This window comes from Actinoalloteichus spitiensis RMV-1378, from assembly GCF_000239155.1.
Taxonomy (GTDB): Bacteria; Actinomycetota; Actinomycetes; order Mycobacteriales; family Pseudonocardiaceae; genus Actinoalloteichus_B; species Actinoalloteichus_B spitiensis.
Genome location: NZ_AGVX02000194.1, coordinates 1 through 12,018 on the forward strand (window position 1 = coordinate 1; position 12,018 = coordinate 12,018).

The 12,018-nt window shown below is 73.0% G+C and carries 8 protein-coding genes and 1 tRNA gene; 4 read left to right on the forward strand and 5 right to left on the reverse strand.

Annotated features, from left to right (window positions below; all coding sequences use genetic code 11):
- Positions 1-31: 31 nt before the first annotated feature.
- The 3 genes from ACTIDRAF_RS0209930 to mfd form a co-directional block, all read right to left on the reverse strand.
- Positions 32-1,108 (reverse strand): nucleoside triphosphate pyrophosphohydrolase, encoded by a 1,077-nt coding sequence (locus ACTIDRAF_RS0209930; RefSeq protein WP_245533491.1) that lies wholly within the window; start codon positions 1,106-1,108, stop codon positions 32-34.
- A 108-nt stretch (positions 1,109-1,216) separates the two neighbouring features.
- Positions 1,217-2,167 (reverse strand): SurA N-terminal domain-containing protein, encoded by a 951-nt coding sequence (locus ACTIDRAF_RS0209935; RefSeq protein WP_026065946.1) that lies wholly within the window; start codon positions 2,165-2,167, stop codon positions 1,217-1,219.
- Positions 2,168-2,307: 140 nt separating this feature from the next.
- Positions 2,308-5,952, reverse strand: coding sequence for a transcription-repair coupling factor (gene mfd, locus ACTIDRAF_RS0209940; RefSeq protein ID WP_016698589.1), 3,645 nt, complete (start codon positions 5,950-5,952; stop codon positions 2,308-2,310).
- A gap of 232 nt (positions 5,953-6,184) precedes the next feature.
- Between mfd and ACTIDRAF_RS0209945 the strand changes: the two genes are divergently transcribed.
- A complete protein-coding gene (locus ACTIDRAF_RS0209945; RefSeq protein WP_016698590.1) occupies positions 6,185-7,408 on the forward strand; it encodes a PQQ-dependent sugar dehydrogenase in 1,224 nt (407 codons plus the stop codon).
- A gap of 263 nt (positions 7,409-7,671) precedes the next feature.
- On the opposite strand, the gene ACTIDRAF_RS0209950 is transcribed toward ACTIDRAF_RS0209945, so the two are convergent.
- The gene (locus tag ACTIDRAF_RS0209950; RefSeq protein WP_016698591.1) at positions 7,672-8,289 is read right to left on the reverse strand and encodes a TetR/AcrR family transcriptional regulator; all 618 of its coding nucleotides are present in this window, start codon (positions 8,287-8,289) and stop codon (positions 7,672-7,674) included.
- A 196-nt stretch (positions 8,290-8,485) separates the two neighbouring features.
- Positions 8,486-9,442, reverse strand: a complete 957-nt coding sequence (locus ACTIDRAF_RS0209955; RefSeq protein ID WP_016698592.1) for an acyl-CoA desaturase — start codon at positions 9,440-9,442, stop codon at positions 8,486-8,488.
- 163 nt (positions 9,443-9,605) lie between these two features.
- Here ACTIDRAF_RS0209955 and ACTIDRAF_RS28075 point away from each other — a divergent pair, with 163 nt between their 5' ends.
- From ACTIDRAF_RS28075 to ACTIDRAF_RS32720, 3 genes are all read left to right on the forward strand, one after another.
- Complete coding sequence (locus ACTIDRAF_RS28075; protein ID WP_083886208.1) at positions 9,606-10,925, forward strand: alpha/beta hydrolase family protein; 1,320 nt, start codon at positions 9,606-9,608, stop codon at positions 10,923-10,925.
- A gap of 205 nt (positions 10,926-11,130) precedes the next feature.
- Positions 11,131-11,201: transfer RNA gene (locus tag ACTIDRAF_RS0209965), tRNA-Gln, on the forward strand.
- A gap of 271 nt (positions 11,202-11,472) precedes the next feature.
- Positions 11,473-12,018 (forward strand): tetratricopeptide repeat protein (locus ACTIDRAF_RS32720; protein WP_026065947.1); only part of this gene is annotated, 546 nt, incomplete at its 3' end.

Sequence of the window (12,018 nt, forward strand, 5' to 3'; positions counted from 1 at the left end):
GCTGGAGGCGGCCGCCACACCCGCGCGTCGATCACTCCGAGGGCCAGAACCTCGCCCAGTCGGCCGGGCCCAGCCGGTGCGGGTCGAGGCCGACGGACCGCGCGGCCCGCTCGGCGGCGCGGATCCGGCCGGCGAAGGCGCGGGCGACCGCCCGGAGCTCGCTCTCGGGTTCACCGCCCGCGCGGCGCTCCTCGGCGGCCACGGCGAACAGCCGCTCCCCCGCGCCGGGGCCCGCCGGGAAGAACTCGGCGGGAACCCCCGCCTTGACCGCACGCGAGGCGATCTTCGCCGCCAGCGCCACGGCGGGCTGGCCGAAGGCCACGCCGTCGACGGCGGACTCCCGTTGCTTCTCGACCTGCTTCAGCTCCTCCCACCGCGCCTGTTGCGCGACGGCGTCCGCCGGGGACGAGGACGGGTCGGCGGACTCGGCGCCGAAGACGTGCGGATGGCGCCCGACGAGCTTGGTCACCAGGCCGGCCGCCACCGCGTCGATGTCGAAGGGGGCGTCCGGGTCCTCGGCGGCGATCCTGGCGTGGAACAGCACCTGCAACAGGACATCGCCGAGTTCCTCGCGCAGCGCGTCCCGGTCGCGGTCCTCGATCGCCTCCAGCAGCTCGTAGGTCTCCTCCACGAGGTACTGGCGCAACGTCTCGTGCGTCTGCTCCGCGTCCCACGGGCACCCCCCCGGGGAGCGCAGCCGGTCCATCACCGCGACCGCCTCCAGCAGGGCCGCTCCCGGCCCGGCGCCACCGCCGCTCCAGGCGGGGGAGGCGTCCGGGTCGGCCGTCTCCCCCGCGCCGCGCACCTCGGCGGCGCCGGCCTCCAACAGCGTCGAGGCACCGGGGCTGGCGGGGTCGACCACCACGAGCAGGACGGGTTCGCGGGTGGCCAGGTCCAGCAGTGCCGCCGGCTCGGGCGTGGGCTCGCCGCCCAACGCCCTGGCCAGCCAGGCGGGAACGTCCGGGTCGAGGAGGACGTGGCGGGCGGCGCGCACCAGGGGCAGGGCCGCGACCGGGACACCCGGTTCGGGCAGGTCCTCCACCACCAGCACAGCGCAGCCCTCGGACAGCGTCGGGGCAGCCCGCCTGCCCGTGTTCTCCTCGGCCACCTCGTCGCCCCCTCCGGGTCGTGGTCTCCGGCTACCCGGCCACCCGGTCACCTCGTCGACCGGTTCATCGTCGCGCGGGAACCCGTTCGCGGCCAGGGCCACCGCTGATCACTGGTCGGCGGACGCCGTCCCCCCGCGCGGGGGGATCTGGACGCCGGCGACCTCGTCGGCGTTGGGTGCCACCCCCAGGCTCACCGGGTCCCACACGCCGTAACGCGGGTTCACCCTGATGTCCAGTTCGTCGGCGACCGGGGCCATCAGCCGGGAGCCGAAGTACTGGAGCGTCTGCGGGTCGACCGAGTCGGCGAGGCCGGGGTCACCGGTCGCGGCGTCGAGGTTGCGTTCCTTGACCAGGGCGACCATCCACTGCCCGCCCTGGTTGTCGAAGGGGAACGCCACCACGGTCCCCGGGACCGCGCCGAACAGCGGTTGACCGGCCAGCTGCGGCTGCTCCGCCGCGGTCGTGCGCTGGTCGAGCTGCCCGGGCAGGCCGCTCGCCGCGTCCTCGGCGACCATCTCCTCGATGCTGGCGGGGTCGGCGGCCAACCGCTCCGCCTTCTCCAGGGCGTCCTCCCGGGTGACGGCCTGGGTGTAGTCGAAGACCACCTCGATGCCGTCGAAGTACTTGCGGCCGAGCTCCAGCATGAGCAGCTGGTCGGCGACCCGCTCCCGGAAGTTGGAGGCGTCGTAGACGGTGCCCTCGGAGGCCGCCTCGGCGCCGCCCCGCTGTTCGATGAGCTCGTCGACCTCGGCCTGGTCGACGGTCAGCCCCTCCCGCCTGGCGACCTCGTTGATCAGCTCGTGCTGCACCGAGAGGGTGACGATGTTCCTGCCGACCTCGCCGATCTGGCCGGTGGAGGCCAACTGGCGGCGGACCTCCGGGTCCCGTTCGAAGATCGAGTCCAGCCGGTCCTGCACGTGCTCGAGTGAGATGACCGTGTCGCCGACGATCGCGGCGGCCCGGACCTGGCTCGGGTCCGAACCGCAGCCCGCGAGGAGCACCCCGGCGGCGGCCAGCGCGGCGACGGTCGGACGAAGGGAACGGCGCGTAGTCCTCACGGGCGACACCTTCTCACGAACGGTCGGCATCCGGTTAGCCAGCTGATCGTAGTTCCTCGTCCCGTTCCGTCATCACTCCGCTTCCCGGGGTGAGAGGACTGGCCACCACCGGCCGACCCGCGCACCGCCGGCGGCTGGTGTCAGGACGTCCCGGTGGTGGAGGGGGCGGTGCGCGGTTCGGTCATCGAGGTCAGGAACTGCTCGCACCAGGCGAGCAGCGGCAGGTCCCGCAGCGGGGGCGCGCCCAGCCGGCCGCCGGCCGGCCCCTCGGTGGGCCGGGGCACCGACACGGTGCGCACCGCCGGCTTGTGGGTGGCCTTCGGGTGCAGTCGCCGGAGCCGGACGAGCTGCGAGTCCCGCAGTTCCATCGGCGCGAACCGGACCGAGTTGCCCTGGAGCGTCACCTCCGAGACCCCCCGTTCCCGGCAGAGCTGGCGGAACGCCGCGACCGCCATCAGGTGCTCCACCTCGACCGGTGGCTGCCCGTAGCGGTCGACCAGTTCGGCGCGCACCGCGTCCAGGGCCTCCGCGTCGGGCGCCTCGGCGATCTTGCGGTAGGCCTCCAGGCGCAGCCGTTCACCCGGCACGTAGTCGTGCGGCAGGTGGGCGGTCACCGGCAGGTCGATCCGCACCTCGGGCAGCTCCGGTTCCTCCTCCCCCGAGCCGTCGAGGCCCGAACCGCGCCGGAACGCGGCCACCGCCTCGCCGACCAGCCGCACGTACAGGTCGAAGCCGACACCGGCGATGTGCCCCGACTGTTCCGCGCCCAGGATGTTGCCGGCACCCCGGATCTCCAGGTCCTTGGTGGCCACCGCCATCCCCGACCCCAGCTCCGAGTTCTGCGCGATGGTCGCCAGCCGGTCGTGGGCGGTCTCGGTCAGCGCCTGCTCGGGCGGGTAGAGGAAGTACGCGTAGCCGCGTTCCCGGCCCCGGCCGACCCGCCCGCGCAACTGGTGCAGCTGGGACAGCCCGAGCAGGTCGCCCCGCTCCACCAGCAGGGTGTTGGCGTTCGAGATGTCGAGCCCGGTCTCGACGATGGTGGTGCAGACCAGGACGTCGTACTCGCGTTCCCAGAAACCGTTGATGATCTTCTCGAGCCGGTCCTCGCCCATCTGCCCGTGCGCGGTCACCACCCGTGCCTCGGGCACCAGTTCCCGGATGCGCCGGGCGGCCTTCTCGATGGTGGAGACCCGGTTGTGGACGTAGAAGACCTGCCCCTCCCGCAGCAGCTCGCGGCGGATCGCCGCCCCGACCTGCTTGTCGTCGTAGTGGCCGACGTAGGTGAGCACCGGATGGCGCTCCTCCGGCGGGGTCAGGATGGTCGACATCTCCCGGATACCGGCCAGGCTCATCTCCAGGGTCCTGGGGATCGGCGTGGCCGACATCGTGAGCACGTCGACGTGGGTGCGCAGGGCCTTGATGTGCTCCTTGTGCTCGACGCCGAAGCGCTGCTCCTCGTCGACGATCACCAGTCCGAGGTCCCGGTAGCGGATACCGGTCTGGAGGAGCCGGTGGGTGCCGATGACGATGTCCACCGATCCGTCGGCGAGCCCGGCGATGACCTGCTCGGAGTCCAGGGCGTCGGTGAACCGGGACAAGCCCTTGATGGTCACCGGGAAGGACCGCATCCGTTCCACGAACGTGTTCAGGTGCTGCTGGGCGAGCAGAGTCGTGGGCACCAGCACGACGACCTGCTTGCCGTCCTGCACGGCCTTGAAGGCGGCGCGCACGGCGATCTCGGTCTTGCCGTAGCCGACGTCCCCGCAGATCACCCGGTCCATCGGCACCGGGCGGCGCATGTCCTGCTTGACCTCGTCGATGGCGGCGAGCTGGTCGGGCGTCTCGGTGTAGGGGAAGGCGTCCTCCAGCTCCCGTTGCCACGGGGTGTCCTCGTTGAAGGCGTACCCGGGGGCGGACTGCCTGGCCGCGTAGAGCTGGACGAGCTCGGCGGCGATCTCCCGGACGGCCTTGCGGGCCCGGCTCTTGGTCTTGGCCCAGTCGGAACCGCCGAGCTTGTTCAGGGTCGGCAGCTCGCCGCCGACGTACCGGGAGACCTCGTCGAGCTGGTCGGTGGGCACGAACAGCCGGTCGCCGGGTTGGCCGCGTTTGCTGGAGGCGTACTCGAGCACCAGGTACTCGCGGGTGGCGCCGGCCACGGTGCGCTGGGACATCTGGACGTAGCGGCCGATGCCGTGCTTCTCGTGGACCACGTGGTCGCCGGGTTTGAGCGCCAGCGGGTCGACGGCGTTGCGGCGGCGGGAGGGCATCCGGCGCATGTCGCGGGTGGAGGTGCCGCCCCGACCTCCGGTGAGGTCGGCCTCGGTGAGCAGCACCAGGCCGTTCTCGCCGGTGACGAACCCGTCCTCGAACGACGCCCTGGTCACCGTCACGACGCCGGGGGCGGGTGGTTCGGGCAGCCCATCCACGGCCAGCCGCACCGGGACCTCCGCCTCCCGCAGTTGCGCGGCCGCCCGCTGCGCGGTGCCCGTGCCGGGGAAGGTCAGGACGGCGGCGCCGCCCGCTGTGGCGTGGGCCCGCAGGTCGGCGAACGCGCGGTCCAGCTCACCCCGGTAGGAGTCGACCGGGCGGATGTCTAGCCGGAGCGGTCGGCCCTCCTCGACCGGGTCGACGCCGCTGTAGGCGCTCTCCAGTTCCTCGTCGACCCGCAGCTGGGACAACGTCCACCAGGGACGTCCGGACTCCCGGGTGCGCTCGGCGATCTCGGTGAGGTCCCGGTAGGCGGACGCACCGAGGTCGATGGGGGCCGTGCCGCCCGCGCCGGCCGCGTTCCAGGAGGCCTCCAGGAACTCCTGCCCGGTGCGCACCAGGTCGGCGGCGCGGGAGCGGATCTTCTCCGGGTCCGCCAGCACGACGTGGGTGTCCGGGGGGAACAGGTCCGGCAGCAGCTGGAGCTCGCCCTCGCACAGCGCGGGGATGAGGGCCTCCATGCCCTCGCAGGGCACGCCGCCGGAGATCTTCTCCAACATCTCGGCGAGATCGGCGTCGCCCCGGTGTTCCTCGGCGAGCGCGGCGGCCCGCTGGCGGACGGACTCGGTGATCAGCAGTTCCCGGCAGGGCGGCGCGGTGAGCTCGGGGCGCTGCTCTGGCAGCGAACGCTGGTCGGCGACGGAGAACGGGCGGATCTCGCTGACCTCGTCGCCCCAGAACTCGACCCGCAGCGGGTGTTCCTCGGTGGGGGGGAACACGTCGAGGATGCCGCCCCGCACGGCGAACTCGCCGCGCTTCTCGACCATGTCGACCCGGCTGTAGGCGAGGCCAGCCAGGGCGACCAGTTGTTCCTCGAAGTCGTGGTCCTCCCCTACCCGGAGCCGGACGGGGCGCAGTTCACCGAGGTTGGGCGCCAACGGCTGGATGAGGCTGCGGACCGTCGCCACCACCACCCTCAGCGCGCCGGCCGAGGACTCCTCGGGATGGGCGAGCCTGCGGAGGATGGCCAGCCGGGCCCCGACGGTGTCGGCCCGGGGGGACAGCCGTTCGTGCGGCAGGGTCTCCCAGGACGGCAGGTGCGCCACGGACTCGGCGCCGAGCAGGTCGGAGAGCACCGCCGCGCTCTCCTCGGCCTCCCGGCCGGTGGTGGTGACCAGCAGGACCGGCCGTTTGGCGCCGTCGTCGGCGGCCAGCGCTCCCGCGACCAGCGGCCGCAGGGCGGCCGGCCCCTGGAGGCGCAACGCCGGTGTGCCGGCGGACTGGACGACGTCCCGGAACCCGGCGTCGGCCAGGATGGTGGTGAGCAGGCCAGCGAGTGGACCGGGCACGGCGCACATCCCCTCGGCAACGCAGAACACACCCCTGCCCGGGACGAGTCACGCCCGGGAGGGGTCTCCTGGACAGCGTACGACCGGTGGGCGCGGCCGGCGACGGGCGGGGCGCCGGTCACGGTGCGGTCCTCCGCACCCACCGGCCCCCGCCGGTGGCGGCCACGTTCGTTCGATCTTCCGGGTGAAGAACCTCCCGGTCGGGGTTTACCGGGGAGCATGGTGTGCGCAGTCTGGGGTGATGGGGATCCTCGCGAGGAACGTCCGGGTCGGCGTCGGGGTGTTGGGAGCCGGGACGCTCCTGGTCCTCACCGCCTGTGGTGGTGAGGACGCCACGGGCCACCGGCCGGACGGTTCGCCGCCGCCGAGCGGGCCACCCCCGGCCGGCCTGGAGGTGCGGGAGGTCGCCGGCGGGCTGGAGCACGGGTGGGGAGTGGGTTTCCTCCCCGAGGGCGACCTGCTCGTGACCGAACGCCCCGGCCGGTTGACCCTGGTGTCCGGTACCGAGCCTGGGGCCACGACCACCGAAGTGGCCGCCGACCTCTCCGACGTGTTCGTCGAGGGCGAGGGCGGGCTGATGGACCTGGTGGTGCACGAGGACTTCGCCGAGACGAGGCGGTTCACCACCTGCCAGACCCACCAGGACGCGGACGGCACGCCGGTGGACGTGCGCCTGGTGACCTGGCGGCTCGCCCCCGACGGCGGCAGCGCCGACCGGGTGGTCGACCCGTTGCTCCAGGGCCTGCCGGTCAACGACAGCGGCCGGCACTCGGGGTGCCGGCTCGCCCTGGACGGCACCGGCGCGCTGCTGGTCGGGACCGGCGACGCCGCCCGGCCCGACACCTCCCAGGACCTGACCAGCCTCGGAGGCAAGGTGTTGCGCCTCGACCCGGCGAGCGGAGGCCCCGCCGAGGGCAACCCGTTCGCCGAGGCCGAGGACGCGGCGCGGCGGCTCGTCCTCACCTACGGGCACCGCAACGTGCAGGGCGTGGCTCCGAGGCCGGGCGGAGACCAGGTCCTGGTCGCCGAACACGGTCCGGACGTCGACGACGAGGTGAACCTCCTCGAACCGGGGGCGAACTACGGGTGGGACCCCTCGCGGGGCGGCGCGACGGAGGACTACGACGAGAGCGTCCCCATGACCGACCGGGAACGCTTCCCCGATGCGGTGCCCGCCGCGTGGAGCAGTGGATCGACGACGGAGGCGCTGTGCGACGCGGTGTTCCTCACCGGGGAGAGGTGGGGGCCCTTCGACGGCATGCTGGCGGTGACCGCCCTGCGGGGCAGCAAGCTGCTGCTGTTCGAACTGGACGAGGCCGGGGCGGTGACCGGCATGAGCGTCCCGCCGGAGCTGGACGGCACCCACGGGCGGCTGCGGGCGGCGGAGCTCGGCCCGGACGGCGCCCTCTACCTCACCACCTCCAACGGCGAGGACGACCAGGTGTTGCGGGTCAGCCCGGCCTGAGCGCCCCGGTGTGGACCGCCCGAGGCGGCGCCAGGACCGCCGGCCGGCCCGTCGGGGGTGTTCCTGGTCCACTCCCCGCCCGGAGCAGGGGAGGCGGTGGGGCGCGCGCCGGGAGGCAGGAGCTCCGAGCGCCGCCGGGATCGGGAACCCGGGGTGCGCTCGGCCGGGTGCGGGACGGCGCGCTCGGCCGGCGCTGTTGGTTCGCGCCGGCCGGGAACGCCGTGAGGCGCCCCGCGCGGGCGGACCTCCCGGGCCCGGTGTGCTCAGCGCTCGGCCGGAGCGGGGTGGTCGGCGGTGCGCATCGACGGGTGCAGCTCCAGGTGGGACAGCCCGTTCCACGCCAGGTTGACCAGGTGCGCGGCCACCTCCTCCTTGGGGGGCCGCTGCACCTCCAACCACCACTGCCCGGTCAACGCGACCATGCCGACCAGGGCCTGGCTGTACAGGGCGGCCAACGCCGGGTCGTACCCGCGAGCGGCGAACTGCTGGCCGAAGATGTTCTCGACCTGGCTGGCGATGTCGTTGAGCAGGCTGGAGAAGGTGCCGGTGGCGCTGGCCACCGGGGAGTCCCGGACAAGGATCCGGAACCCGTCCGTGGAGTCCTCGATGTAGTCCAGGAGCGCCCGCGCGGCCTGTTCGAGCAGCTCCCGGGGATGTCCGGCGGACAACGCGGAGATGATCCGGTCGAGCAGGACCTCCATCTCGCGGTCGACCACGACCGCGTAGATGCCCTCCTTGCCCCCGAAGTGCTCGTACACCACGGGTTTGCTCACCCCGGCGCGGTGCGCGATCTCCTCGATCGAGGCGGCCTCGAAACCGCGTTCGGCGAACAACGAGCGGCCGATGTCCAGCAGTTGCCGCCGCCGTTCCTTGCCCGTCATCCGAACCCGTTTGGAGACCTTCCGAGTTCTGGCGTCCGTCACGGCCTGCCCCCGCTCTCGCCGTCGCACCGCCACCCCCGGAGCCTAGGGCCGATCATCCGCCCGGAGAAGCGGGGGCTCCGCGCCGGGTTCCCGACGCGGAGCCTGTGACCGGTTCGCCGTTTTTGCCCGCCCCCGTCCGCCGGGGACGCGGGTGTCACTCCTCGTTCGCGCTGATCCTGGCGAGCCGCCCCGGCGTGGGCCAGCGCACCTTCGTCGCCCAGCCGACCTTTTCGAAGAACCAGATGACCCGGGCGGAGATGTCGATCTGCCCCCGCTTGACGCCGTGGCGGGCGCACGTCGGGTCGGCGTGGTGCAGGTTGTGCCACGACTCCCCGAAGGACAGGATCGCCAGCGGCCAGAAGTTCGCGGACTTGTCGCGGGCCTTGAACGGCCGCTCGCCGATCATGTGGCAGATCGAGTTCACCGACCACGTGACGTGGTGCAGGAACGCCACCCGGACCAGACCGGCCCAGAAGAACGCCGTGACCCCGCCCCACCAGGACCAGGTGATCAGCGCGCCCAGCACGGCGGGCAGCAGGAAGCTGATGATGGTCCAGAGCCAGAAGAGCTTCTGCACCCGCACGATGCGCCGTTCGGCGACCAGGTCAGGGGCGAAGCGGTCCGCGTTGGTGATCCCGGACTCGAACAGCCACCCCATGTGGGCGTGCCAGAAGCCCTTGGCCAGCGCGGCCGGGGAGGAGCCGAACAGCCAGGGCGAGTGCGGATCGCCCTCCTTGTCCGAGTACGCGTGGTGGCGGCGGTGGTCGGCGACCCAGGTGATGACCGGGCCCTGCACGGCCATGCTGCCGGCGATGGCGAGACCGACCCGCAGCGGGCCGTTCGCCTTGAAGGATCCGTGGGTGAAGTGGCGGTGGTACCCGACCGTGATCCCGAGCCCGGTGATCACGTAGAAGACGGCGGCCAGCCCGATGTCCACCCAGCTCAGCCCCCACCCCCACGCGAGGGGCACCGCCGCGATCAGCGCGGCGAACGGGACCAGGACGAACAGGTACACGGAGAACTGGGCCGCGGTGGAGCGCTCCCCCTGGAGCAGGGGCTTCGGTCCGCGGTTCTCACCGGGCGGAGAGGTGGGTTCGAGGGTCGCTGTCATCGGCGGCACACCCCTTGGTCGCGAGCGGAGCTCGGGCGGACGGACCTACGGCTACGGAACCGTAACCTACGCCAGCGTAGGTTACGTCGCGGCGGGAGGCCAGTGGGGGCTCGACTGCCCGGAACCGGTAGGCGATCGGGGTCCGGGGGTGCATGATGCTGCGATGCCAGAGGATGCGTCGCGCGCGCAGCGCGCTTCGGACGGGAACGACGTCACCGCCCGGCCCCCGGCCGAACGACTCGGCGCCGGAACGTCCGAAGCGCCCGCCGGCCCGGTGACCGCCTCCCCCCGCGCTCCCGTCGAGGGGGGCGAGCGTCCCGCTCCGCCCCGGAGGCCCGGAGGTGCCCGGCGTTCCGGGCGGGGGCGGCGACGCCGGGTGCTGGTGGTCTCGCTGGGCGTCGTGGTGGTGCTCGGCGTGACCGGCCTGCTCGGGGTGGGGTGGTACTACACGCAGGAGCTGCTCACCCCCGTCCGCTACGCCGAGACCTACCCCGAGGTGGTGCGCGGAGCGGACGAGGACAGCGTGCTGTTGGCGGACTCGCCGGCGGCCAGGTCGCCGGGTACCACGGGCCTGTTCTGGTCGGAGGGCACCGCCCTGCTCGGCGACCCCGCCCCGGCCGACGACGGCCTGGTCGCGCGGGAACTCCTCGCCGGCACCCCACCGGCGGCCGGGACCCCGGCGCGTCTCGACCGGGAGGGCTGGCGCGACCCGGGCGAGCTGGGCCTGGAGTACCGGGAGGTCGCGGTGCCCACCGAACTCGGCGAGGCCCCGGCCTGGCTGGTGCCCGCCGAGGACGCGGCGGACACCTGGGCCGTCCTGGTGCACGGCCGGGGAGCGGACCGGACGGAGGGGCTGCGCATGCTGCCCGCGCTCCAGGAACTGGGCGTCCCCGGCCTGCTCATCAGTTACCGCAACGACGAGATCGCGCCGGCCTCGGAGGACGGGCTCTACCACCTGGGCCACTCGGAGTGGCGCGATGTCGTCGCGGCGGTGGAGTTCGCCCTGGACGAGGGAGCGGAGCGGATCGTGCTGGTCGGCTTCTCGATGGGAGGAGCCCTGGTGGGGCAGACGCTGAAGAACTCGGAGTTGGCCGAGCGGGTGGATGCCGTCGTGCTGGACTCCCCGGTCCTGAACTGGTCCTCCACCCTGGACCTGGAGGCGGACAACCGGGGCATGCCCAAGGTCTTCGGCCGGGTCGCCGAACTCGTGGCCGGGTGGCGGACGGGACTGTCGTTCGCGGACCTCGACCTGCTCACCAACCCGCCGGATCGGCGGCCGGCCACGCTGCTGTTACACGGCGACGAGGACCTCACGGTGCCGGTCGCCGACTCGCGGGCACTGGCGGCGAGGGCCGCCGCCCTCGACTGGCCCCTCGAGTACCACGAGTTCCCCGGCGCCGAGCACGTGGCGTCGTGGAACCAGGACCGGGACAGGTACGAGGAGGTCGTGCGGGAGTTCCTGACGAGAGCGACCGCGCGGTGACACCCGACGACCGGACGACGGCCTCGACGGGCCGGACCCGGGGGAAATCCCGCGCCGCGCCGGGGAAGGCCTGGTGACCAGCACACGACCCCGCTCGTCCGGGTAGGGTCGCACCCTCGACAACGACGATGGTGGTGGCCACCATGACCCGTCATGCCGGGACGTGTCACCATGTTCTGGCGCGACGGTCACGGCTGTCGGGCATTCCGCCGTGGTGTAAAGGCAGCACCTCGGATTTTGGTTCCGATGGTCCAGGTTCGAATCCTGGCGGCGGAGCGGTGAGGCCAGTGCCCTGCCGAGCGGGTTCGGGGTCGACGTTCGGACGAGCGGCCGTGGGGGGTGTGCGCAGCTGCACGAGGAGACCGCCGGTCAGCAGGAGGCACCCGACCTCGGGGAGCTCTCTGACGCGTGGCTGGTCGCCAGGGCGCACGAACTGATCGCCACCTCCCAGATCAGCGAACGCAACGTCCGGCTGGACGTCGCCGACGAGGTCGAGGACCTCCTCGCCGAGGCGCAACGCAGGGGCGAGCCGAGCCTGATCGCGCAGATGCTGCGCGCGGCCTCCGTCGTCCGGCTCGTGACGAAGGGCCACGAGGACCGCGCCGTCCCCCTCCTGGACGAACTCCTCGTCCACACCCGACGCCACGGGCTGCTCGCCCTGGAGGCCGACGCGCACGCGTTGCGGGGTCGTGCCTCGCTCGCCTTCGGCGAGGAGGACGCCGCCCTGACCGAGGCGGCCGTCGCCATGGCGATGCTCGACGAGAAGCTGAGCCCCGATCCGCTGATGGACCACCGCACCTGGCAGCGGCTGTTGTCGACCGCGCTGTCCGACGTGGCGCTCGTGCTCACCCAACTCGGGGTGTACGAGGTCGCCGACGAGGTGATGGCCAGGGCCCACGAGCACATCCGCAGCAGCGGGGGACCGCACCACATCTCCGTGCACCTGATCAACCGCACCCGGATGCTGCTGGGCTGGGGACTCCGGCTGGAACGGGCCAACCGGTACGAGGAGGCCGCCGGTCGCTACGCACTGGCCTCGGCGATCGCGGTGTCCGTCGAGGGGCCGTGGCGGGACTCGTTGCACCCGCGCGCC